The organism is Streptomyces sp. 378 (assembly GCF_030124145.1).
In the GTDB taxonomy this organism is placed as follows: domain Bacteria; phylum Actinomycetota; class Actinomycetes; order Streptomycetales; family Streptomycetaceae; genus Streptomyces.
In genome coordinates, this window is the sequence record NZ_JASKMS010000001.1 from 415,518 (window position 1) to 439,147 (window position 23,630).

General features: G+C 70.1%; 20 protein-coding genes and 2 pseudogenes. 8 read left to right on the forward strand and 14 right to left on the reverse strand.

All coding sequences use genetic code 11. The annotated features are described in order from the left end of the window. The first annotated feature begins 158 nt into the window (after positions 1–158). Entirely contained in the window at positions 159–2,852 is a 2,694-nt protein-coding gene (locus tag QNO09_RS01930; RefSeq protein ID WP_283968232.1) for an AMP-binding protein, read from the forward strand. Between the two features lie 117 nt (positions 2,853–2,969). Here QNO09_RS01930 and QNO09_RS01935 read toward each other — a convergent pair whose 3' ends face one another. The 3 genes and pseudogenes from QNO09_RS01935 to QNO09_RS01945 all read right to left on the reverse strand — a co-directional run. After that, positions 2,970–3,152: a hypothetical protein gene (locus tag QNO09_RS01935; RefSeq protein WP_283968233.1), complete on the reverse strand. Its 183-nt coding sequence runs from the start codon at positions 3,150–3,152 to the stop codon at positions 2,970–2,972. Between the two features lie 310 nt (positions 3,153–3,462). Then, on the reverse strand, positions 3,463–4,920 hold the full coding sequence (locus tag QNO09_RS01940; protein ID WP_283968403.1) for a SulP family inorganic anion transporter: 1,458 nt from the start codon (positions 4,918–4,920) through the stop codon (positions 3,463–3,465). A gap of 86 nt (positions 4,921–5,006) precedes the next feature. Then, positions 5,007–5,219: pseudogene (locus QNO09_RS01945) on the reverse strand (carbonic anhydrase); the annotation flags it as partial. Positions 5,220–5,769: 550 nt separating this feature from the next. Between QNO09_RS01945 and QNO09_RS01950 the strand changes: the two are divergent. Then, positions 5,770–5,907 (forward strand): hypothetical protein, encoded by a 138-nt coding sequence (locus QNO09_RS01950; protein WP_283968234.1) that lies wholly within the window; start codon positions 5,770–5,772, stop codon positions 5,905–5,907. Between the two features lie 91 nt (positions 5,908–5,998). Here the strand turns inward: QNO09_RS01950 and QNO09_RS01955 are convergent, their stop codons facing one another. The 5 genes from QNO09_RS01955 to QNO09_RS01975 all read right to left on the reverse strand — a co-directional run bounded on the left by QNO09_RS01955 (position 5,999) and on the right by QNO09_RS01975 (position 11,802). After that, positions 5,999–7,024 carry a hemolysin family protein gene (locus QNO09_RS01955; RefSeq protein ID WP_283968235.1) on the reverse strand — a complete coding sequence of 342 codons (1,026 nt, stop codon included), beginning with the start codon at positions 7,022–7,024 and terminating at the stop codon, positions 5,999–6,001. Beyond that, entirely contained in the window at positions 7,021–8,355 is a 1,335-nt protein-coding gene (locus QNO09_RS01960) for a hemolysin family protein (protein WP_283968236.1), read from the reverse strand. Before QNO09_RS01960 ends, QNO09_RS01955 begins: the two co-directional genes overlap by 4 nt. A gap of 556 nt (positions 8,356–8,911) precedes the next feature. Beyond that, positions 8,912–9,529 (reverse strand): DUF1707 SHOCT-like domain-containing protein, encoded by a 618-nt coding sequence (locus QNO09_RS01965; protein WP_283968237.1) that lies wholly within the window; start codon positions 9,527–9,529, stop codon positions 8,912–8,914. 223 nt (positions 9,530–9,752) lie between these two features. Beyond that, entirely contained in the window at positions 9,753–11,450 is a 1,698-nt protein-coding gene (locus tag QNO09_RS01970) for an amidohydrolase (protein WP_283968238.1), read from the reverse strand. A 43-nt stretch (positions 11,451–11,493) separates the two neighbouring features. Continuing rightward, positions 11,494–11,802, reverse strand: a complete 309-nt coding sequence (locus QNO09_RS01975; protein ID WP_502962228.1) for an ABC transporter permease subunit — start codon at positions 11,800–11,802, stop codon at positions 11,494–11,496. Between the two features lie 453 nt (positions 11,803–12,255). Between QNO09_RS01975 and QNO09_RS01980 the strand changes: the two genes are divergently transcribed. Then, entirely contained in the window at positions 12,256–13,281 is a 1,026-nt protein-coding gene (locus QNO09_RS01980) for a helix-turn-helix transcriptional regulator (RefSeq protein WP_283968239.1), read from the forward strand. A 410-nt stretch (positions 13,282–13,691) separates the two neighbouring features. Here QNO09_RS01980 and QNO09_RS01985 read toward each other — a convergent pair whose 3' ends face one another. Together QNO09_RS01985 and QNO09_RS01990 are read right to left on the reverse strand one after the other, a co-directional pair. Further along, entirely contained in the window at positions 13,692–14,474 is a 783-nt protein-coding gene (locus QNO09_RS01985; RefSeq protein ID WP_283968240.1) for a phosphotransferase enzyme family protein, read from the reverse strand. A gap of 171 nt (positions 14,475–14,645) precedes the next feature. Next, on the reverse strand, positions 14,646–15,593 hold the full coding sequence (locus QNO09_RS01990) for a LysR family transcriptional regulator (RefSeq protein ID WP_283968241.1): 948 nt from the start codon (positions 15,591–15,593) through the stop codon (positions 14,646–14,648). A 263-nt stretch (positions 15,594–15,856) separates the two neighbouring features. On the opposite strand from QNO09_RS01990, the gene QNO09_RS01995 reads away from it, so the two are divergent. Together QNO09_RS01995 and QNO09_RS02000 are read left to right on the forward strand one after the other, a co-directional pair. Beyond that, complete coding sequence (locus tag QNO09_RS01995; protein ID WP_283968242.1) at positions 15,857–16,840, forward strand: hypothetical protein; 984 nt, start codon at positions 15,857–15,859, stop codon at positions 16,838–16,840. Positions 16,841–16,875: 35 nt separating this feature from the next. Continuing rightward, entirely contained in the window at positions 16,876–17,340 is a 465-nt protein-coding gene (locus QNO09_RS02000) for a hypothetical protein (RefSeq protein ID WP_283968243.1), read from the forward strand. Between the two features lie 110 nt (positions 17,341–17,450). On the opposite strand, the gene QNO09_RS02005 is transcribed toward QNO09_RS02000, so the two are convergent. The 4 genes and pseudogenes from QNO09_RS02005 to QNO09_RS02020 all read right to left on the reverse strand — a co-directional run bounded on the left by QNO09_RS02005 (position 17,451) and on the right by QNO09_RS02020 (position 20,831). Next, on the reverse strand, positions 17,451–17,819 hold the full coding sequence (locus QNO09_RS02005; protein WP_283968244.1) for a hypothetical protein: 369 nt from the start codon (positions 17,817–17,819) through the stop codon (positions 17,451–17,453). A gap of 138 nt (positions 17,820–17,957) precedes the next feature. Next, a pseudogene (locus tag QNO09_RS02010) lies at positions 17,958–18,104 on the reverse strand (NF041680 family putative transposase); the annotation flags it as partial. 75 nt (positions 18,105–18,179) lie between these two features. Continuing rightward, the gene (locus QNO09_RS02015; RefSeq protein ID WP_283968245.1) at positions 18,180–19,478 is read right to left on the reverse strand and encodes a cytochrome P450; all 1,299 of its coding nucleotides are present in this window, start codon (positions 19,476–19,478) and stop codon (positions 18,180–18,182) included. 24 nt (positions 19,479–19,502) lie between these two features. Then, on the reverse strand, positions 19,503–20,831 hold the full coding sequence (locus QNO09_RS02020) for a glutamine synthetase family protein (RefSeq protein WP_283968404.1): 1,329 nt from the start codon (positions 20,829–20,831) through the stop codon (positions 19,503–19,505). Positions 20,832–21,223: 392 nt separating this feature from the next. Between QNO09_RS02020 and QNO09_RS02025 the strand changes: the two genes are divergently transcribed. From QNO09_RS02025 to QNO09_RS02035, 3 genes are read left to right on the forward strand one after another with little or no spacing between them, the layout of a single operon-like run. Continuing rightward, positions 21,224–21,412: a ferredoxin gene (locus QNO09_RS02025; protein ID WP_283968246.1), complete on the forward strand. Its 189-nt coding sequence runs from the start codon at positions 21,224–21,226 to the stop codon at positions 21,410–21,412. Between the two features lies 1 nt (position 21,413). Continuing rightward, positions 21,414–22,667, forward strand: coding sequence for an NAD(P)/FAD-dependent oxidoreductase (locus QNO09_RS02030; RefSeq protein WP_283968247.1), 1,254 nt, complete (start codon positions 21,414–21,416; stop codon positions 22,665–22,667). Then, a complete protein-coding gene (locus QNO09_RS02035; protein ID WP_283968248.1) occupies positions 22,664–23,476 on the forward strand; it encodes an acetoacetate decarboxylase family protein in 813 nt (270 codons plus the stop codon). The genes QNO09_RS02030 and QNO09_RS02035 overlap by 4 nt, the downstream gene beginning before the upstream one ends. The last annotated feature ends 154 nt before the right edge of the window (positions 23,477–23,630 follow it).

A 23,630-nucleotide genomic window follows, 5' to 3' on the forward strand; every position in this document is an offset into this window, starting at 1 on the left:
CGCCTTCACGCCGCCGGCCATGGCGGTGCGGAGCGAGGGGCGATGCGATCTGTGACGTTCCTGTGGCTTGATTACGACCATGCTATGAATAAGGTAAAGCTCACCTAACCGTCAAGGGTTCTGGCCAACAGCGGACATTGCCGCGGAAAGGGCGCCCCGTGATCCACCTCTCCGGATCCCTCCCGGCACCCGCCGTACCGGACTCGCCCCCGAAGCCGTGGCCGAAAACCGTGCCGTTCACGCGCGGACTCGCGGCGTACGGGGACCGCGTCGCGCTCATCACGCCGGACGGAGATCTGTCGTACCGCGAACTGGCCGAACGGGTGACCGCCACCGCCGCGCGCCTCGGGCCGACACGGCGGCTGGTGCTGCTGGCCGGCGCCAACCGCGCCGACGCGCTCGTCACCCACCTGGCCGCCCTCTCCGCAGGTCACCCCGTCCTGCTCGTCCCCGGCGACAGCGAGAGCACCGTCCGCTCACTGACCCAGGCGTACGCCCCCGACGTCGTGGCCCGCCCGCGCACCGACGGAACCTGGAGCCTCGACGAGCGTCACCCCGGCAGCGCCCACACCCTCCACCCGGACCTCGCCCTGCTGCTGAGCACATCCGGCTCGACCGGCTCACCCAAGCTGGTGCGGCTCTCCCACGACAACCTTCAGGCGAACGCCGAGTCCATCGCCCTGTATCTCGGCATCGACGACACCGACCGCGCGGCCACCACGCTGCCCATGCACTACTGCTACGGCCTCTCCGTCATCCATAGCCACCTGCTGCGCGGCGCCGGCCTGATCCTCACCGAGCGGTCGGTGTCCGACGCCGCCTTCTGGGAGGAGTTCCACGCCGCGCGCGGCACCTCGCTCGCCGGGGTGCCGTACACGTTCGACCTGCTCGACCGGATCGGCTTCGAGCGGATGGAGCTGCCGCACCTGCGCCGCGTCACCCAGGCCGGGGGTCGGCTGGCACCGGAACGGGCGGCGCACTACGCCGAGTCGGGGCGCCGCTCCGGCTGGCGGTTCTTCGTGATGTACGGCCAGACCGAGGCCACGGCCCGCATGGCCTATCTCCCTCCGCACCTCGCCGCCGAGCGCCCCGAGGCCGTCGGCGTGCCGATACCCGGCGGCTCCTTCCGGCTGAACCCTGTCGACGGCCACGGCCCGGACGTCGGCGAACTGGTCTACTCGGGGCCGAACGTGATGCTCGGTTACGCCGAGAGCCCGGCCGATCTCGCCCTGGGCCGGACGGTGGAGGAACTGCACACCGGCGACCTCGCCCGGCGCGCGCACGACGGGCTGTACGAGATCGTGGGCCGCCGCAGCCGCTTCGCGAAGATCCTCGGACTGCGGATCGATCCGCAGCAGGTGGAGATCTTGCTGGCCGCTCATGGGGTCACCGCGTTCTGCGCGGGGGACGGCGAGGCGCTGGCGGTGGCCGCACTCGAAGGCGCGGGTCCCGACGGCGCCGATGACGAGGCGCGGGTCCGGCGGCTGGTCGCGGAGGAGTGCGGGCTCCCGGCCCGCGCGATACGGGTCCGGGTGCTCAGCGAACTCCCCCGCCTGGCCTCGGGAAAGCCCGACTACGAGGCCGTACGACGGCTGACGCGCCCGGAACAGGACGAGGCGCCCGGCACCGGTGAGGATCTCCTCCTTCTCTACACGGAGATCCTCGGCCGCACCGACGTCACCGAGGACAGCAGCTTCGTCAGCCTGGGCGGCGACTCCCTCTGCTACGTCGAGATGTCCCTGCGCCTGGAGGAGTCGCTGGGCCGTCTGCCCACCGACTGGCACACGAGGACGATCCGCGAACTGCGCACGCGGGCGGCACCCGTAGCGGAAGGGCCGCACGGAACGGACCAGCCGGACGGGCCGCCGCACGGAACGGACCCGCCGGACGCGCCGGAGCCGCGGCGGGCCCGGCCGGCACCGGGAGTGCGCGGAGCGCTGCGCTCCTGGACGACCCCACAGTCCTGGAGGACCCGCCGCACTCTGGAAACCGGCATCGCCCTGCGCGCGGTCGGGATCGTCCTCATCGTCGGCTCACACATCCAGGTCTTCAGCATCAAAGGCTTCGCCCACATCCTCATCGGCGTCGCGGGCTACAACTTCGCCCGCTTCCAACTGACCGACGCCGCACGCCGCGAGCGCGTACGGCGCCTGTGGCGCACCATCGCCCGCATCGCGATACCGAGCATGGTGTGGATCACCGGAGCAGTGGCCCTGACCGACTTCTACGACCCCGCCAACGCCCTGCTGCTCAACAGCCTGCTCTCCCAGGGGAACGACCGCTTCGACTGGGCCTACTGGTTCGTGGAGGCCCTGGTCTACTACCTCGTCGTCCTCGCCGCCCTCATGGCCGTACCGCTGCTGGACCGGCTGGAGCGGCGGTATGTGTTCGGGGTGCCGCTGGCGCTCATGGCCGTCGGCCTGGTCGGCCGCTACGACCTGCTGGGGCTGGCATCCGAACACCCCCATCTGAGCCCTTCGGTGGTGTTCTGGCTGTTCGTGCTGGGGTGGGCCGCCGCGCGGGCGGGCACCGTGCGGCAACGGGCCCTGCTCACGGCCGTGCTGCTGCTCACCGTGCCCGGCCTGTTCCAGGACCAGCCCCTGCGCACGGCCCTCGTCATCGCCGGGTTGGGCCTGCTGATCTGGGTGCCGACCCTGCCCAGCATCGGCCCGGTCAGCGCACTCGCGGGCGTCCTGGCGAGCAGTTCCCTGTACATCTACCTGACGCACTACCAGGTCTACCCGTACCTTCAGGAGGACTTCCCGCTCAGCGCCCTGTTCGCCTCCCTCGCGGTCGGCGTCGGCTACGCGGCGGTCGTGACACGGGCCGCGCGGACGGTCCGGTGGCTGTGACTGCAGCCCTCCGCCATGCCGTGGCCCGCCCGCGCCTCAGCGGTGCCGTCGCTGCGGCGACGTCATCGCCGCGTCGATGCCGTACCCGCCACAGCCCGTAGTAGTGCGCAACTCCGGTCAGTGAGATGCGGCAGCGCCTCCACGGCCGGGGCGGGTGCCGACTCCGCCGGCGCCGTAGGGCCGGCCGCCCTTGCCGCAGCCGGGGACGAAGACCATCGTGCTGATGGTGTTGGCGGGCGAGGAGCCGCGGCGGACGCAGTGTCCCGCGGTCATCACGACGGAGCGGTTGGCGCTCTTCACGGCGGTGGCCGTGCATCAGGTGTCGGAGCCAGTGGAGTTGACGACAAACAGCCGTCCCACGGCCTTCATCGGGGTGCCCCGCCACGGTTTGGCCTTCGGCCCGGTAGGGCCGGGGCCGACCGACTCGCGGACGGCCTTGCTACGGGCCGGGGTCCAGTAGGCGAGGGCACCCCGGCCGCCGGGCGGTACGCGGGTGGTGTGCGCCGCCCGGCTGCCCCCCCGGCCGCCGGGCGGTACGCGGGTGGTGTGCGCCGCCCGGCTGCTCAGCGGTGTCTCGTGTCCGCCGTGGCATTCTCGGCAGACGTGGCCTTCACCGGCTGGTGAACTTCACCGGTTCCGTGCCGACCGCGCTGTGCCGCTCCGCCCAGGACTCCAGGGCCGTACGGCAGGCGTGGTCGAGGTGGTGCAGGCCCGACAGGTCCAGCTCGACCGGGCGGTCCTGCGGCAGGTTCTCCAGGCTGTCGAGCATCTTGGGCAGTTGCAGGAACGTGGCGTTGCCCGACACGTAGACCTGGATCGGTCCGGCGCCCTTGTCTATGACCTCCAGCTTGACGTGCGACGCCTCCCAGGCCGTCTTGACGATCGCCAGGGCCAGACCGATGAGCACGCCTTCGAACATGTTCACCGCGACGATCGACACGGCCGTGATCACGAGGATCAGTGCCTCGCCCTTGTGGTCCCGCCACAGCGCCGCGATCTGCCGGAACGGGATCAGCTTGCAGCCGGCGTGCATGAGGATGCCGGCCAGGGCAGGGATCGGGATCAGGGCCAGGGCCCAGGGGATCGCGGCGGCGAACAGCAGCAGCCACACGCCGTGCAGCACGCGGGACGCCTTGGTCTTCGCACCGGCGGCGACGTTGGCGGAGCTGCGCACGATCACCGCGGTCATCGGCAGCGCGCCGAGCAGACCGCACACGGTGTTGCCCGCGCCCTGGGCGATCATCTCCTTGTTGTACTCGGTGCGCGGACCGTCGTGGAGCCGGTCCACGGCCGCCGCGCTGAACAGGCTCTCCGCGGAGGCGATCAGCGCGAACGCGATGATGGTGCCCCAGATGGCCGGGGCGGCCAGCTCGCCGAGGGCCTCGGTCCCGGGCGGCTGGACGACGCCGAGCAGACCTTCGACCCGGACCGTGGCGACCGGGAGGTCGAGGGCGAGGGTGGCGACCGTGGCCAGCAGGACTGCCGCGAGGGCGCCGGGCACGGTCCGCACCGCCCTGGGCATCCTCTTCCACAGCACGATGACGGCGATGGTGCCCGCGCCGATCGCGAGGGAGGTCAGGGCCCCGGTGTCGCCGAGCGCGTCGGCGAACGCCCCGGGCAGGCCCGCGATCTTGCCGATGCCGGACTCGGGGGCCTCCAGGCCCGCCGCCGCGTAGATCTGACCGGCGATGATCACCAGGCCGATACCGCAGAGCATGCCCTCGACGACGGAGACCGAGATCGCCCGGAACCAGCGGCCGATCTTCAAGAAGCCCATGGCGAGCTGGAGCAGACCGGCGAACAGCACGATCACGCCGAGCGTGCCCACGCCGAACTCGGTGACGGCCTCGAAGACGATCACGGTCAGACCGGCGGCGGGTCCGGAGACCTGCAGACTGCTGCCGGGCAGGAACCCGGTGACGAGGCCGCCGACGATGCCGGTGATGAGGCCGAGTTCGGCCGGGACACCGGAGGCGACCGCCACGCCGACGCACAGCGGCACCGCGACCAGGAAGACGACGACGGACGCGAGGAAGTCCTGCCGCAGGTGGGGAAACTTGGACAGCATGGTCATCAACTGCCTTGTACCGACTCGAGGGTGCCGGGCTCCATGCGGTGTCCCCGCACGTTTCCGCTCGGGACCTCGCAATGCCGGCTGGTGGGGATGACCGAAACAAACGGCGGGATGGCGTTGCCCGCGGTCCGCGGTTCGAAGAGCTCGGCGGGCCGGGCGCCCGTGATCAGAGGGGGTACGACGCGGGAGCCGGAACAGGTGATGAACGGCATCTGGAGGGTCTGGCCCTCGATGCGAGCGGACTTCTCAGGGCACTGTCCGAATAAGCGGGCGTTGTCGATGAGGGGTTGCATGGTGAGGACCTCCTGGCGCGCCGTGGGGTGCGCGTCGGACTTACCGGGCAGGGGTGTGGGGTTGTCTCTGCTCAGCAGCGGAACACCTGCGAAGCGGCCGGTGAGCAGGCGGACGTCCACCTCGACGTGCCGTGGTGCGCGAGGCGGGGCGTGGTCGGCTCGTAGGCGATCGAGGTGCTTGCCTTCATGGGCAACGGCTTTGGCCTTGATATGACGGACTGTGTACGCGGATGCGAAGGGCGCCGTGGATTCGAAGAACGGGAGGACGAGCGGGACGGCTGCGCGAGCGAAACCACAGCCCGGGACCTCACACCTCGGAACATGCGCCCCCCTCAAGGCAGCCCAATACCCGTCGCGTGCACCAATGGCCGGTCAAAGATCCGTCAAGAAACACGTTAACTCGGCAAAGTCGCTTGCGGGGTTAACTGAGCCTTTGCAGGTCAAGAGAGCCTGAAAAGCGAACTGGAGTTGGCGCGAAGCTGTCATTGCCCCAGAAAAAGGGGCACCCGCAGGTCCTTCTACGCCGACACCCGCCGGAATGGGTGGCCAGTTGTCATACGGCCTTCACGCCCTGCCGTTCATCGGTCATGTCGTGACGGGGCACTCGGCCGGTGACGCGTATCAGGCCGAGTCGCTCGGACTCCTCGACGAAGTGGGTGAGCTGCTCGCGGTGGCGGACGGCCCCTGATCGACATCTTGGTGCGACCGCCCCACCACGCCGGTTCGGCACACACGACCGGGCCGCCCCGTGCGGGGGCGCGCACGAGACGGCCCGGCGGTCACACGGTGGCCCGAGCCGCCGGTCCGACCAGCTCGGACAGCACGTCCTCCATGGTCACGAAGCCGATGACCTTGCCGCTCTCCCCGACGACGGCGGCCAGATGACTGCCCTCGGCGCGCAGCGCGGTGAGGGTGTCGTCGAGCGGCGTGTCGATGCGGACCCGGGTGACCTTGTGCAGCGCGGTGCGCGGGAAGGGCCGGTCGCGGTCGGTCAGGCCGAGGGTGTCCTTGATGTGCAGGTAGCCCAGGACTGTGCCGTCCGGGCTGGTGACCGGGAAGCGGGAGAAGCCCGCCTCGGCGGCCAGCCGTTCCAGCCGGGCGGGGGTGATCGTGTGGTCGACGGTGCGCATCCGCTGCGCTGGGACCGCGATCTCGCCCGCCGGCCGGGTACCCAGTTCCAGTGCGTCCCGCAGTCGCTCGCCGTCGGCCGGGCTGAGGAGTCCGGCCTCGCTGGAGTCGAGGACCATGCGGGCGAGCTGGTCGTCGGTGAAGACCGACTCGACCTCGTCCTTCGGCTCGACGCGCAGCAACTTGAGCAGGGCGTTGGCGAGGGCGTTGATGCCGAACACGAACGGCCGCAGCGCCCGGGTGAGCGCCACCAGGGGCGGGCCCAGCAGCAGCGCGCTGGGCACGGGGGCGGCCAGCGCGAGGTTCTTCGGCACCATTTCGCCGATCAGCATGTGCAGATACGTGGCGAGTGTGAGCGCGATGACGAACGCGACCGGGTGCACCAGGCCGTGCGGGAGGTGCACCGCCTCGAAGCCGGGCTCCATCAGGTGCGCGATGGCGGGCTCGGCGACCGCGCCCAGCACCAGCGAGGAGACGGTGATGCCGAGCTGGGCGGTGGCCATCATCGCGGAGAGGTGTTCCAGTGCCCACAGCGTCATCCGGGCCCGCTTGTTGCCCGCCTGGGCGCGCGGTTCGATCTGGCTGCGGCGCACCGAGACCAGGGCGAACTCGGCGCCGACGAAGAACGCGTTGGTCAGCAGCGTCAGGGCGCCGATGGCCAGTTGCAGCGCGGTCATCGGACCTCCTCCACAAGCTGGGCGGGCAACGTGGCGGCCGACGTGATGCGTACCCGGGCCGCGCGGTGGTGCTCGACCTCCAGCGCCTCGAGCCGCCAGCCGTCGAGGTGCACGACATCCCCCTTGTCGGGGATGCGGGCCAGACGGGTGGCGACGAGCCCGGCGACCGTCTCGTACGGTCCTTCCGGCGCGGTGAGTCCGATGTCCGTGAGCCGGTCGATGCGGACACTGCCGTCCGCCTCCCACACCGCGCGCCCGTCCCGCGTCGCCGGGGCGGGGACCAGGTCGGGTGCCTCGAAGGGATCGTGCTCGTCGCGCACCTCACCGACGACTTCCTCGACGATGTCCTCCACGGTCGCCACGCCCGCCGTGCCGCCGTACTCGTCGACGATCACGGCCATGGTGCGGTGCTCGCGCAGCCGTTGCAACAGCCGGTCGGCGGTGAGGCTGTCGGGGACCAGCAGGGCCTCCGTGGTCAGCGCCGTGACCGGCGTGCCGGGTCGCTTCTCCGGCTCCAGGGCGAGCACGTCCCGGATGTGGACGGTGCCCACCACCTCGTCCAGGCTGTCGCGGTAGACCGGGAAGCGGGACAGCCCGGTCGCGTGGGAGAGATTCGCCGCATCGGCGGCCGTCGCGTGCACCTCCAGGGCCTTGACGTCGACCCTCGGCGTCATCACGTTCTCCGCCGTCAGCTCACTCAGGTGCAGGGTCCGTACGAACAGCTCCGCCGAGTCCGCCTCCAGGGCTCCCTCGGCAGCCGAGTGCCGGGCCAGCGCGCCCAGCTCCTCGGCGGTGCGGGCGGAGGCCAGTTCCTCGGCCGGCTCAAGACCGAAGCGGCGCACGAAACGGTTCGCGGTGCCGTTCAGGTGCGCGATGAACGGACCGAACGCGGCCGTGAACGCGCGCTGCGGACCGGCGACCACCTTCGCGACCGCCAGCGGACGCGAGATCGCCCAGTTCTTCGGCACCAGCTCACCGACCACCATCAGCACGACGGTGGAGACGACCACACCCAGCACGGTCGCCACGGACGAGGCGGCACCGCCCAGGCCGATCGCCCGCAGCGGGCCGCGCAGCAGCACCGCGAGGGACGGCTCGGCGAGCATGCCGATCACCAGCGAAGTGACGGTGATGCCCAGCTGGGCGCCGGAGAGCTGCAGCGTGAGACGCCGTACGGCCTTCAACGCACCGTCCGCGCCGCGCTCGCCTGCCTCGGCGGCACGCTCCAGGTCGGCGCGCTCGACGGTCGTCAAGGAGAACTCGGCCGCGACGAACACCGCGCAGGCCAGTGTGAGGAGGAGGGCCAGCAGGAGCAGCAGGACCTCGGTCACCGTGCCACCCCCGCTCCCTCGATCGCATGAGTCCGGCGGGGAATGGCACGGCTGGTACTGGGAGGCTCACCCATCGGGGGAACGTCGCTCCTTCTCGAAACACACGTGCAGACAGGGGGTGGAAACAGGATTGCCTGCCTCTACACCAACTGTAAAGGAGTCGCAAAGCGCCGCCCGAAGGCGCTTCGGCTCGAGTCTGCGGCGGTGTGTGCCGAAGATCCATGGCAGCGGCCCGGACCGCCGCAGTCGGGCACGGCGAGGAGGTCATCGTCCCGCCCGGGTCGGCTCAGCCCTTGTGGTCCGGGGACGTCCTGTCCCGGTGTCGTTCGCTCCGACGGGCGCGCGGCCGCTCCGCCGAAGCAAGGCCCTACCGCGTCCCGCGGGCCGGCGTCCGCCGTGCGTTTTCGGCCGTTCCCGGCGAGCCCGCGCCGAGCGTGCCCCTCCCGACCTGAGACAGCCCGGTGCGTGGGTCGAGAAGCGCCACCGGATCCCGTCGGAACCCCGCCGTTGATCCCGTGGTGGTCGCCCCGACGGGATCAACGCCTCGGCACGCGCTCTAGACCTGCGCCGGATTGCTGTGCAGCTTGCGTCGTTCCCAGCGGTTGGGGTGGCGGATGACCACTCCCGCCATGCCGCCGGACCCGGTGAGCCGGATCAGCGGAGTTCCCGGGAGCCGGTCGGGAGTGGTCTTGTCCTTCAGGCCGCCGACGCCGGGCTCCATGCCGCTGGTGTCTGCGGCCCAGCTGTCGGGGATGACAATCGTGACACCGGATGTCTCCCCGTACGCCTCCATCGCGACCTCCGTGAGGTGGCACTCCACCCGGGTGAAGTCGATCTTCACACCCCCCGTGCCTGCCCGAGCGATCACCCGCGGGGGGACCTCCCAGCGTCCGGGACCCCGAGACGCGCCGTACATGCCGCCCTTGAGCACCAGCGGCGGCAGACCCTCAGCGGACTTCGGCCTCGGCAGGTCGGCGGTCAGGACGGCCAACTCGGCGTAGGTCTTGGATGTCAGCGCTTGCTCCAGTCGCGAATCCAGCTCATCGAGATCGATTCGCCCCTCGGCTGCCGCATCGCGCAGCTGCTCCACCACTGCTTCCCGGTCGTCGTGAGAGGCGCGGAGCTCTCCTGACAAGGCGGGGCGCGGAGAGGGCTCCGGAAGCTGGGCGGTCATGACCGCAAGGATAGGCAGTCGGCGGACTGAGCGGCCTGGGAACGCACATCCCGAACACCGAACACGGCGGGGACCGGCTGCCTGTCACCGCGGGCGAATGCGGGGCCGCCGTCTTTCGCGGTGCCGACGCGCCCCTCGAAGGGTCCGTACGCGAGCGGCGTGCCCGTGATGTCCTCCCCGCCCTGCCAGGTTCGCCAGGTGCTCGCGCTCCTCGGCCGTGGGATCAGTGCTCGTGGACCACGCGGCCGTCGAAGACGGTGAGGTCCACCTGGACGTCGGTGATGTCGTGCGGGTCCAGATCGAGGAGGGAGCGGTTCAGGACGCACAGGTCCGCGACCTTGCCCGGCTCGATCGTGCCCTTCCAGTCGTCGGCGAAGTCCTGCCAGGCCGGGGTGGCGGTGTAGGCGCGCAGGGCCTCGGCGAGCGTCACGCGCTGCTCGGGGCCGCTCGTCCGGCCGCTGGCCTTGGACTCGCGCAGCATCATCGCGGCGACGCCCTGCCGCCAGTCGGGCTCGGTGATCGGCGCGTCCGAGCTCGCGCACACACGGACGCCCGCCTCGACCGCGGACCGTACCGGCCACTGGTAGGCCGAGCGCTCCGGGCCGACGACCTCGTCCATCAGGTCGGAGACGGTCCACTTGATGGCGGGGTTCATGTTGACGCCGTAGCCCTGTTCGGCCAGCGCGGTCAGGCTGCCGGGGGTGATGAAGTCGCCGTGAATGACGTAGTGGCGGGCGTCGGGGCGGGGTGCCGCTGCGTTCGCGGCGACGAAGGCGTCCACCACCGTGTCGATGGCCCGGTCGCCGGTGACGTGCACGCCGAGCTGGAAACCGGCCTCGTGCGCGAGCCCGATCATCTCGCGCAGCTCCTCCACCTGGAGCGCGGGTGTGTCGCCGTGCACACACAGGGAGCCGTGGCCGCCCTCCGGGTACGGCTCGCGCATCCAGGCCGTGCGGTTCGGCGGCACCCCGTCCGCGAAGATCTTGACGCCGATGACGTTCAGCAGCCGGGGGTCCGCCGACGTGGGGCGGCGGAGTTCGGCCAGGCCCCTGCGTACGTCGTCGGCGGAGCCGCCCATGGGTGCGGGGAGCAGCAGGACGCTGACCCGGGCGTGGAGTTCGCCGGCCGCCGCGAGTTCGGCGTAGGCGGTCCAGTTGTCGGTGCTCAGGCCGCCGAAGAGGGTTGTGGTGCCACCGGGGCCGAGGCCGGGTTCGGTGTAGCTGGTGATGCCGCGGGAGTGGAGTTCGCGGACCACCGACTGGATGGCCCGGCGGCGCTGGGCGATCGTCGGGGTGGGCAGGGCGGCCTGTACGAGCCGCTGGGCCGCCTCGCGCAGGATGCCGGTCGGCTCTCCGTCCCAGTCGCGGTCGATGACACCGCCGGGTGGCGGCGTGGCGGCCGAGTCGATGCCGCACCGACGCAGGGCCTCGCTGTTGGCCCACACCATGTGCGACGAGAAGTCCGTCAGGCACACCGGGTGGTGCGGAGCGACCGCGTCCAGGTCGCGGCGGTGCGGGAATCGGTGCGGGTCGGCCAGGCACTCCTGGAGATAGCCGGGGTCCCAGCCCAGGCCGACGATCCACTCACCGGGGCGGGCGGCCTGTACCGCCCGTCGCACCGCGGCGGCGATGTCGGCGATCGAGCCCACGGCGGGGTGGCCGACGTCGATGGCGAAGGGTGGCTTCGTCATGCCGTAGGCCGCCCCGTGCAGATGGGAGTCGTTGAGACCGGGCAGGACGGTCCGGCCGCCGAGTTCGACGACCCGGGTGCCGGGTCCGGCCAGGGCGCGCATCTCGGCGTCGCCGCCCGTGGCGACGATGTCCCGGCCGCGCACGGCGACGCCTTCGGTGACGGTGAAGTCGCGGTCGACGGTGAGGACCTGGCCGCCGGTCAGGACGAGGGTGGGAGCGGTGCCGCTCACGGGGACCTCTTTCATCGGAGGGAAACGGAAGGATCGGGGGCGGTCAGCGCGCCGTGCGGGGCGCGAAGTACGCCAGTGCCGCGCCCGCCACCAGTGCGGTGCCCTGGGCCATCTGCTGCCAGAACGTGGGCACGTCCAGCAGTGTCAGGCCGTTCTGCAGGCAGCCCAGGAACAGCACGCCGAGCAGGACACCGAGGATCGAGCCGGAACCGCCGGTGAGCGCGACGCCGCCCACGAGTACGGCGGTGAGCACGGCCAGTTCGAATCCGGCGCCCGAGGTCCCGGCGACCACGCTGTCCAGCACCGAAGCCTTGATGGCCCCGGCCAGGGCTGCCGCGACACCGGTGACCACGAACAGCAGGAAGGGGGTACGGCGGACGTTGACGCCCGAGAAGGCCGATCTTCGTCAGGCGGGCGCCTGTCGAGGCCGGGCCCGAGGGCTTGGCGGAGGTCGACGCGCTCTGCGGCGCCGAGCAGCCGGCGGCGGTGAGCGCGGTGGCCGCGGCGGCGGCACCGGAGTAGGCGAGGAACTGTCTGCGCGAGGCGGAGGGGACGGTGGCGGACCGGCGTGTGGTCATGGCGGGGCTCTCCGTGGGGACGGGCCCACTCACGGCGGGCGTCCGGCTGTGCCGAACAGGAAAGACCGCGGCACCCCGTTCCACCATCCGTACAAATACCGACTCGGCGAAGGCCACGAACGCCGCCGTCACAAAGTGGTGAACACCTTGCCCGGTACGGGCCCCGCCCTTATCGTTGGGCCCCAAACGACCCAGTCGTGGTCCCCGAGCCGCTCCCGGAGGCTCGCATGCTCAGCCACCACCAGATCGCGGCCGCCACCCGCATCGGCATGCTCACCCGCGAACGCGACACCGCCTCCGCCTGCGCCCAGGCGCTTCAGGAACTCGCCCGCGCCCTGCCCTTGGACGCGGCGACGCTGCTCGCGCTGGACCCACTGACCGGCACCCACGTCCAGGTGGCGGGCATCGGCTACACCACCGAGACCTCCCAGGCCCTGGCCGCCGAGTTCGTCACGACGCCGTGGTACCGCAACGTCGTACGGCGGGCGCTGCCGCCGTCCATCTCCGCGGACACCGAGGACCCGGAGGAGCCCGGGCCCCGCTTCCGCAACGGCTGGTTCTACGCCGAGCGAGTCCGCCCGGCGGGCTTCCGCGACGGCGTCACGGGAGCGCTGCGACACCACGACCGCCGCGTCGGCCTGATCCATCTGAACACGGAGAGCGCCGGCACCTACGACACCGAGGCCCGCCACCTGCTCGCCTCCGTCATCCCGGCCCTCGCGTCCTTCGCCGACCCCGTGGCGCACGCCGGTGAGCTGCACGGCCTGCCGGAGCGGGGCGCGGCGAGCCTCGTGACCGCCGGCTCAGTGATCGACCTGCCCGGTCGTGACCGCGCCCGGGTACTGGGCGACGCGGAGTTCCAGGGCCTGCTCCGCGCCTTCGCCGGCACGGGTGGCCACCGGCTGCGGCTGCTGTGGCCGGTCGAGGGAGCCTGGTACCGCGTCACCCTCCACCGGCACCGGCCGGGCCCGGGGATCACGCCGGACGCGGTGCTGACGCACGAGACGCCCACCGAACTGCCGTACGGACTGAGCCCTCGGGAGCTGGAGGTGCTCACCCGGGCGGCGACCGGACAGACGAACCAGGCCATCGCGCAGGCGCTGTTCCTCTCCCCACGGACCGTGCACAGCCACATCGAGCACGTCCTCCGCAAGACCGGCGCCGCCTCCCGCGCCGAGGCCACGGCCCTCGCCGTCCGCGACGGCCTGCTGCGTCCGGGCCCGGACCACCTCGCGTTCTTCGTGGAACGGTGAGCCGCCGGAGCCGGCCACCCCTCCCGACCGGACGCCGGAACGGTCGACGCATTGGCCGGTGCGCTTGCCGCCTACCGCCGTTTGGATGACACCGTAAAGCCGGAGTCGGTAACGCCTGCGACCACGGAGCAGGTGCGGGAAGTTGCGCGGATGCTCAAGGGTGCCCGGGGTCCGCACCGTGACAGCCTCGCGGAAGTCGCGTCGGAGTGGGTGCGATTCGCCGGTTGGATGCTCGCCCAGGTACGCAGGGATGATGAGGCGGTACGGCTACTCAACGACGCTTTGGACCTGGCCGACGAAATCGGTAACGGCACCCTCGCCGCCCGGGCTCTGAACTTCAAGGGCTACCCGGCGAACCCGTCCGAGCGGCCCGCGTTCGAGGTTTGTTCGAAGTCGGAGATCAGGACGGCTCAGGCGGCGAGCAGGGCTCGCACCCACTGGTCTTCGCGCTGTTCGATGTATTCGGCGTCACTGCGCCAGGCGTCACCGTGGCCTGCGGCCCACAGAGTTGACCAGGGCTGGACACCCTGGGCGGCCTGGTCGCGCAGGAAATCGTGCATGCAACGCGTACGGCGCCCCAGTAGAGGGACCAGCCGACGGCGTTCGGCTTCGTCGAGGCCGTAGGCGTCGGCGAAGACGCGCAGTCGGTCTGCCGCGTCGGCGCGTTGCCAGTCGGGATGCGCGGACAACGGGACAAAGCCGTGCATGGCATATGCGACGTCCCAGAGGCGGGAACCGGGGCCGGCGGTGTCCCAGTCGATGAAGGCCCACTGGGACTCGTCTGCGACCACCAGATTCCATGGGGCCAGATCGTGATGGGCGATGGTGTCACTCCCCTCGGCGGGGATCAGGACCTGCCAGTGCGCGTCGGGTGGTGGCGTGAAGTCCTGCACCGCATCGTGGAAGTCCCGGATCAGTCGTGCCACGCGAGCCAGTTGCCGAGAGGGTTCCAGCAGAGAGAACCGGCCGGGCCAGACCACATGTCCCGGCACAAAGGTCAGGACCTCGCGACCCTGGTCGTCGACGCCCAGAGGACGAGGCGCTGCGCGGAATCCCACCTCGTTCAGGTGAGTGAGCAGGGCGTGCACTGCGGGAGTCCACGGCCCGGTCGGGCGGCGGACGGTATCTCCGACGCGGACAACACCATTGCTGACGTTCCCACCGGACAACGGCTGTTCTTCATCACGCTGCATCGAGCCAGTGTGTCGGATCAGCTCACCGTGATCACTCGGTTAAAGGTGAGCGCCAGAGCAGAGACAGAGGTTGAAGAACAAGCTGAGACGTCGCCGGCGGATGAGACTGTAAGCCAGGGGTAGCCCACAAGTCCTTCGCATCGACCAGCCTCGCCGACTGGAATCAGCCCGCTAGGGAGACGGCTGGTCGTCGGTCTGGCCTGCCTCAGCTCTGATGGTGACTTGTCGTGCAGCATTCCGGACGGCTCTGATGGTGAGCTCGGAACGCCTTTGGCGGAGCCAGGCGAGAGCGGATGTCGAGGGCGGGAGGTCGACCACCTCGACGTATGTGATGCCCGGGCGTGGGAAGTAATCGCGGGCGGCTGCCGGAAGAAAGCACATTGCTTCTCCGGTGGCCACCGTGTGCATCAACGATTCCATGTCGGTGACCACTGGACCGTATCGGACGCGACTGCCGTCGGGCCGGGGGTCAACCGCCCAGAAGTCCCACCACAGCCGTGGGACCTGCTCAGGCATGTCGACCACCGGGATGTCGGCGCACTGGGCCAGAGTGAGTCGGGGCGAGGCTGCCAGGGGGTGGTCGGCTGATAGGCAGGCCACTCGCGGTTCGGTGGCCAGGTGGTGCAGTTCTATGTCCTCCGTCACCGGAGGACGAAGGAAGACCACGTCGACGTCCTGTTGTGCCAGCGCCGCCATGTGATCGCCGAAACTGAGGTTCACCAGATGCAGGGTCATGTGCGGGTGGCGATCTCTGAGTAAAGCGAGCACTGCTCGGGGGTGCGCCATTGACGCCTCAGCGCCGATGGTTCCCACGATGACCCGCCCGGAGATCTGTCGCTGCTGCGCATCGGCGATGCGCTTGACCCGATCGACAGCTGCGACCGCGGCACGGGCTGCGGGAAGCAGGGCTCGCCCTTCCTCGGTCAGGGCGATCGTCCGACTCGTGCGCTCGATCACGCGTATCCCCAAGCGCCTCTCCAGCTCTCTGATCTGCTGACTGAGCGCGGGCTGAGTGATGAACAGGCGCGCGGCGGCATGTCCGAAGTGCAGCTCCTCGCTCAGTGCTAGGTAGAGCCGAAGCTGATGGATGCTCGGTTCCCTTGACAGGGAGGTGCCCATTCCCGTGAACCCTTCGCCGGTTCGACTTGCGGCAATAACCAAATCCTTATCGATCAGCAGGAATAAGGCCCCCCGGCTTCAGTGGCATACCTGCGTCGACTATGTGACAGTCGATGCACCGGCACTTGATCAACGTGGCGGTCGCACTCGGGGGAAAGCACTCTGTCATCAGTCGAAAGACCGTTGCCGGCGCGCGGCTGGTTCCCGCCTTCAAGCGAATTCCCCCGACCAACCGGGGGTGGTGACAGAGGGGACCACCACATATGGCCGCGCAACTTCGCCTGCACAAAGCGCATGACCGCACATCGCGGCAAGCCGCTGACAACAGCGGCGCGACCTCCCGCCTCAACCGGCGCCGACGGCGCACCGGCCGGGCGATGATCGTCCCATTCCTTGCCACTCTCCTGTCCATGGCGGCCGTATGGACTACCGCCTGCACACCCAACGGTTCGCACGCAGCCCAACGGCAGCAGTCGCCACGGCACCTCACAGCGGCGGAACGAGAAGTTCTGGCCCAGGCGGAGAAAATTCTCACGCGTGACTGCATGCGAAAGGAGGGTTTCTCCTTCTGGGTCACTCCGGAACTCCCCGAACCCCTGGAGCGCTTGTTCCCGTACGTCATCGACGACAAGCAATGGGCCGCCGCAAACGGCTACGGCCGCGGCATCCGAGAACGTCGGGAGACGTCGGCCCGCAACGACCCCAACCGTCGTTATTTCGACAGCCTCTCCACTGACCGAAAAGCGGCCGCGATCACGGCACTCAACGGGCCGGCCCCGGAAGGGCTGGAAGCCGACGTCCCCGGGATGGGCAAGATCCGGCACAGCGACAGAGGATGCGTCTCCGACGCCCAACGCGTGCTCTACACCGACCTGCGCGCCTGGTACCGAGCAAAGAAGGTCACCGACGCCCTGGCCCGATCGGCCACGGCGGCCGTCGTGCACGATCCCAAGCTCGTTCCCATGACCCGGGAGTGGGCCGACTGCATGCATGAACGGGGCCTCTCCTATGACAAGCCTCAAGAGACACGCGAACACTTCGCGCGTCGTTCCAGGGCCGGTGAGCTCTCCACGGCTCAGGCCGAGGCCGCATGCGCGCAATCAACGGGCCTGGCCGCAACGCTTCGAAAGCTGAGTCGTATGCATCGCCAGGAGATCGACTCCCACCATTCCACCGAGGTGAAGAACCGCGCCTTGCTCGAATACAAGGCGCTCAGCCGTGCCCGCGACATCGTCCGCCGCGGCTGATCAACCCCACAGCAGACAACGAGAGGGAACAAGACATGCGCAAGCTCGCTTCACTCGCCGGCGCGGCCGCCCTGATGGCCGTCGCATTCACCGCTCCCACGGCCCAGGCCTCCGAACCGACGCCGGCGGAATCCCGCACGGTCAGCGCGGCCGCAGCAGACGGCAAGCTCCACGCCTGGATGGACCCCTACCGAGGTGGCGGCCATTGTGCCTGGAGCGGGGCCATCCGCAACTGGGACTATCCGGGCCCCGGGTGCCCGGCGATGCGCAACCTCGCTTCTTCGGTGGAGAACCGGGGATACGCCGGCGGCTACGACGACGTCAACCTGTACTACGGCGAGGACCAGAGCGGCGCATACGCCTGCCTCGGCAACGGCGACATGTGGTTGGACCTGTCACTCGGACGCGAGGTCTTCAGCCACGGCTGGTCGTGGTGGGACGGCTACGGCGAGTCCGTGAACAACAACATCGCGTCCCACAACTGGACGGACAGCTGCTGACCGTCCACTTGGGACCCCGGAGGGCCCTCTCGGCGCCCTCCGGGGGTGATGGAGCGGGGAGGCCCGACGCCTGCCCTCCACCGCGGGGTTGTGCCGCACCAGGCAAAGCGTTACGGGTGGAGCACCACTGAGTTGACCGGTGTCAGGTCGACCTCGTTGGCGTAACCCTGGTTGATCGTCCAGCAGTCGGTACCGTTGGAGTTGGCGCAGATGTCGACCTTCCACCCACCGGTCTGGTTGTTGTAGATCATGTGGGTGCCGTACTGGTCGTAGAGCCGGTGCACACCCTGGGACCAGTACACGTGCGACGGGACGTTGTTGTTGAAGCCCGCGTTCTGCGGATAGATGCAGAAGGCGCCGTCCGGGCAGCCGTTGGAACTGGCCGTCGTGGCGGCTTGGGCCTCGACGGTTCCGAGCATGAGGAGGGCCGCGGCAGCGGTGGCTGTCGCGGCGGCCTGGCGGAGCACCTTGGATGTCATCATCGTCACCTCTGCAGCAAGGGCGCAGGTCGGTTTCGTTGCGGGTCTTGGCGCAACGTCTCTGCAGCCGAAATCGAGCGCGAGCCTAGTGACGAGCGGCGTTCACCGGTCCTGACACATGTCTGGGTGCCAAGCGGCCCTCCAAGGCCAGGAACTTGTGGGTTTCGGTGCACGGGCCGGACAGTGCAGGTGCGGGCGGAGGTTCCGAAACCCTCGGCGCACTCGGGCCGGGGTGAGCCGACCGGGCTCGGCGGGCTTCTCCCACGGCCGCCGCAAGTCGGCAGCGGCCTCGGATCAGCTCACCGTGATCACTCAGTTGCAGGTGAGCGCCGGAGCAGAGACAGAGGTCGAAGCACACGCTCAGGCGAGTGTGACCTCCACGGGGAGTTTCTTGATCCCGTTCACGAAGTTGGAGCGGACTCGGGGGACGTCGCCGGTGAGGCGGATGTCCGCGAGGCGGGGGATCAGTTCCTCGAACATGATGCGGATCTCGGTGCGGGCGAGCAGGTTGCCCAGGCACAGATGCGGGCTGCCCTTGCCGAAGGTGACGTGGTCGTTGTCCTGCCGGGCGACGTCGAAGGCGTAGGGGTTGCCGAAGACCTCCTCGTCACGGTTGCCGGAGGCGAACCACATGACGACCTTGTCGCCTTCCTTGATCCGCTTGCCACCGAGTTCGACCTCGCGGGTCGCGGTACGGCGGAAGTGGTAGACCGGCGAGGCCCAGCGCAGGAACTCCTCGACCGCGGTGGGGATCAGGGAGGGGTCCTCCTGGAGCCTGGCGAGCTGCTCGGGGTGCTGGAGCAGGGCCAGCATGGAGTGGGTGATGGTGTGCCGCGTGGTCTCGTTGCCGGCCACGACCAGGAGCAGGAAGTAGTTGTCGAAGTCCTGCGCGGACAGCGGGACGCCGTCACGCGGGGTGGTGTTGACGAGTCTGGAGACCAGGTCCGTGCCGTCCTTGCCGCGCCGCTGCCTCGCCAACTCCCGCCCGTACTCGAACACCTCCAGCGAGGCGGGGGAACGAAACGGCAGGTCGCGGTACTGCTCACTCTCCTCGCTGTGCAGCAGCACATCCGCGTAGTCGGGGTCGGTGTTGCCGATGATGCGGTTGCCCCAGTCGATGAGCTGCTGGTTGTCCTCCGGCGGCACGTCGAGGAGGCGGGCGAGCACGTTGATGGGGAAGTCCGCGGAGACGTCGGCCACGAAGTCGAAGCTGCCCTTGGCGAGCGCGGCGTCCAGGGTCGTCGCCGTCAGTCCGCGCAGGAAGTCGGTGTAGCTGTTGATGACGCCCGCCCCGAACTGTCGCTGGATGAGGCTGCGCAGCGCGCGGTGGCGTACCCCGTCCAGCTCCAGGATGGAGGCTCGTTTCTTGATCTGGTCGTCGTCGACCTCTTCGAGATTGACGAACCTGGTGGAGGTGAAGGTCTCGGCGTCGCGATCGACCCGGGCGATGTCCGCGTGCCGGGTCACCGCCCAGAAACCGGAGTTGGGCGCCTGCTCCGGCTGCCAGTGGACGGGGTCCTCGTGGCGCAGGGTGTGGAACATCCGCCAGGGGGTGATGCCGTCGGTGAAGTTGTCCAGGTCGGTGAGGTCGACGTCCGCCAGGGGGAGCGGTTCGTTCACGGCGCCGGTGGTGGTGGCAGTGGGAAAGGTCTCGGTCATCGGTGGCTCCTCTGCGTCAGCACGTCACAGGTGGTAGGCGTACTCGGTGAACTCCCAGTCGGTGACGTGCCGTTGGAAGCGCTCGACCTCGTTCCGCTTGTAGGAGAGGAAGGACGTGGTGAAGTCCTTGCCGAGCACCTCGGCCAGGGCGGTGTCCGCCTCCAGCGCGTCGAGGGCGGCGCTCAGGGTGGTGGGAAGGCGGGCGGACTTCGTGGCGTCGTAGCCGTATCCCTCCAGGGGGGCGGGGGGCTCGTCACCGGCCAGGATGCCCAGCAGCGCGGCGGCGACGGTCGCGGCGACGGCCAGATAGGGGTTGGCGCCGGCGTCACCCAGGCGCAGTTCGAGGCGGGTGCCGGAGCCACGCTCGGGTGGGATACGGACCATGGCGCTGCGGTTGTCCAGGCCCCAGTCGATCAGCCAGGGCGCGAGGGTGTCGGGTCCGAAGCGCTTGTACGAGTTGACGGTGGGGTTGAGCAGGGCGGCCAGGGCCGGCGCGTGGGCCAGGACGCCGGCCACCGCGTGGCGGGCGGTGGCGGACAGGCCGTACGCGCCCGTGGGGTCGTCGAAGGTGTTGCGCCCCTCGGTGCCCTCTGCGCCCTCGCAGGACAGGTGGAGGTGGAAGCCGGAGCCGCCCGCGTCGTTGAAGGGCTTGGCCATGAAGGTGGCGAGCCTGCCCTCCTTACGGGCCAGTTCCTTGATCGCCGCTTTGAAGCGGAAGGCGCGGTCGGCGGCCGACATCGCCTCCGAGTGCGTGAGGTTGATCTCGAACTGCCCGCCGTCGAACTCGTGGTTGCCGCTGATCACGCCGAGGTTCAGGTCCCGCACCTGGCGCAGCACACGCAGCAGGTGGTTGTCGGGGTCGGCCCGCAGGCCGGCTGTGTAGACGACGCCCGAGTCCTGCGCGTAGCGGCGCCAGCCGCCGGTAGGGCCGGGCTCGGGGTCGCAGAGGTAGTACTCCAGCTCGGGACCGACGACGGGGCGCAGTCCGTGGTCGGAGCACCGGGCGAGAACCGCGCGCAGCAGGTCGCGCGGCGACTCGGGCGCGGGCGCACCGGTCGCCGGGTCGACGACGTCCCCCAGACAGGCGGCGACGCCGGGCTCCCACGGCAGCGTCACCAGGGTGTCGAGATCGGGTCGTACACAGATGTCGGGCAGCCCCGCGTCCAGGCCGCCGCCGACCGGGACCACATCACCCTGAGGGCTGGTGTGGTAGACGGCTCGGCAGAAGGCGAGCCCGTGGTCACTGGCCCGGGGCAGCTCGTCGAGCAGTACGTCGCGCGCCCGCTCGGTGCCGATGAGGTCGGGATAGACCACCCGGACGACGTCGATGCCGTCGGCGGCGAGCCGGTCCATGTGCCGGCGGACCTGCCGGCGGACGTCTGAGATGTCTTGATCGCTCACCGTTGTCTCCTCGGGCGGACGTGGGGCGCCTTGGGCGGGCCGGGGATCCGGGGCGCGAGACCCGGGATCCGGGGTCGAAGGCGGGTGGCGGCGGAAAGGCGGTCCGGGCCGGCGGTGACCGGGCGCCCAGGCGCTTCATTTGAAGCCAAACGGTATGGACGGGTGACCCTTGCCGCAAGAGGGCGGGGCCAAGAATTTATCCACCTGGATAGGTATTGACCAGGGGGTGGCGGCTTCCTATCTTGTTTGAAGCCAAACGAGTAAGGGGTTCGGTACTCCGCTCCCCTTTGGCCGGGGCCCGGTCCGACAGCGGTCGGGCCCCTTCACCTTCAGGAGGACCGGCCATGAAGGTCGTCGTCGACATGACCAAGTGCCAGGACCACGGCCAGTGCGTCTTCGCCGCCCCCGACGTCTTCCGGATGGACGACGACGGACACCTGGCGTACGTCCCCGACCCGGACGACGCGCTGCGCGACGAGGTCGAGGAAGCCGCTGATGTCTGCCCACTGCAGGCCATCCGGATCGAGGACTGACATGGGCGCCGGACGTGTCGTCGTCGCAGGCGCCTCGATGGGCGGACTGCGCGCCGCCGAGCAACTGCGTGCCGCCGGCTGGGCGGGTGCCGTCACGGTCGTCGGGGACGAGCCGCACATGCCGTACAACCGCCCGCCCCTGTCCAAGGAGGTACTGGCGGGGAAGGCACCGTTCGAGTCGCTGGCCTTCACCCCGAAGGCGTCGACGGCCGACGTGGAGTGGCGGCTCGGCACGAAGGTCGTCGCCGCCCGCCTGTCCGAGCGGATCATCGAACTGGACGACGGCGAGACGCTCTCGTACGACGGTCTGGTCGTCGCCACCGGCATGCGGCCGAGGCGGCTGCGCTGCCCGGGCCCGACCGCCGGCCGCCACACGGTCCGTACCCTCGCCGACGCCCGGGCCCTGCGGGACGAGCTGACCCGGCCGGGTGTGCGGCTGGTCGTGGTCGGGGCGGGCTTCATCGGGTGCGAAGTCGCGGCCAGCGCGGTCGGGCTCGGCGTCACCGAGGTGACCGTCGTCGACCCGCTGCCCCTGCCCATGCTGGGACCCCTCGGTGAGCTGCCGGCTCGCGCGCTGCTCAAGCGGCACGAGAAGCGCGGGGTGCGGTTCGCGCTCGGTGCGCCGGTCGCCTCGTTCGAGGGCACCGACGGTGGCGGGGGGAGAGTCACCGGCGTCGTCCTCGGCGACGGGACGGTCCTTCCGGCCGACGTGGTCGTGGAGTGCGTGGGATCGGTCGCCAACACCGAGTGGCTCAAGGGCAACGGCCTCGATCTGTCCGACGGTGTGCTGACGGACGAGCAGCTGCGCGTCGGCGGACTGCCGCACGTCGTCGCGGTCGGCGATGTCGCCCGCTTCCCCAACGCCCGCTACGACGGCGTACCCCGACGCGTCGAGCACTGGTCCATCCCCACCGACACCGCCAGGCACGCGGCCCGGAGCCTGGCCGCCCACCTGCACGGCACGGACGGCGGCCTCGCCCCCTTCGCGCCGCTGCCCACCTTCTGGAGCGACCAGCACGACTTCCGGCTGCAGTCCTTCGGCGCGCCCGTGCTCGGTGTCGATGACGTGCGGGTCCTGGACGGCGACCCGGAGGGTGATCCGGAGGGTGACGTCCTCGTCGGATACCACCGCGACGACCGGCTTGTCGGTGTCGTCGCGCTCGGCGGCCAGACCGCCGCCGTGGCCGCCGCCCGCTACCGCGCTCAGTTGCTGCACCAGCCCGCTCTCACGGCCCGAACCCAAGGAACGTCATGACCAGTGTCCGTGGTTTCTTCCACCCCAAGACGGCGAGTGGCGCCTCGTCGCTGATCCCCTCGCCGCCGTGGCGCTACTCCGGCGATCTGCTGACGATCGAGTACCGGACCGATCCGGCGCGGGTGCGTGAACTGCTGCCCGAACCCCTGGAACCGGCCGACGAGGACCCCGGCGCGGTCGCGCTGATCTGGGCCGACTGGCAGTCCTGCTCGGCCTCGGGTGAGGAACTGCTCGACCCGGTGCTCTCCCAGTACAAGGAGGCGTTCGCCGTCGTCCGCTGCCAGTACCGGGGCCGCACGTACTCACGCTGTGTCCACATCTGGGTCGACAAGGACTTCGCGATCGCCCGCGGGCTGCACCAGGGCTACCCGAAGAAGCTCGGCTCGATCCACCAGACCCGCCCGCATCCGTACGGGCCCGCTCCCTGGATAGCGGCGGGGGCGCGTTTCGGCGCGACTCTCGCCGCCGCGGACCGCCGACTGGCCCAGGCCGTGGTCACCCTGCGGGAGCCGTCCGAGACCAACGGCTTCGTGAACGGGCACCCGATGGCCCACCACCGCTGGCTGCCGTCGATCGAGAACGGCAGGGGACTGGCCCTGGACGAGCTGATCGAGTCCGGTGCGGCGTCCTTCGAGGGCGGGCAGGCGTGGGTCGGTGATGCCGAGCTGGAGCTGTTCGAGGCGCCTACCGAGGAGCTGTCCCGGCTGGAGATCCGGGAACCGATCGCCGCGTACTACCGCCAGGTCGGCGTGGTGTGGGACGGCGGGCGGTTGCTGGAGGCCGGTACGTCCGGAGCGTCTGCCGAGTGAGGTTTTTGGCCGACGGCGGCTTTGTCGTGGCTGGTCGCTCCCCACTCTCGAATTCGCTCGAGCGGGGGGACCCCCATCGCGGCGGAGCCGCATGTCCATACAGCCCCGCGCCCCTGAGTGGGTGCGCCCTCCCCTTGTCCCTATGGAGCCCTTC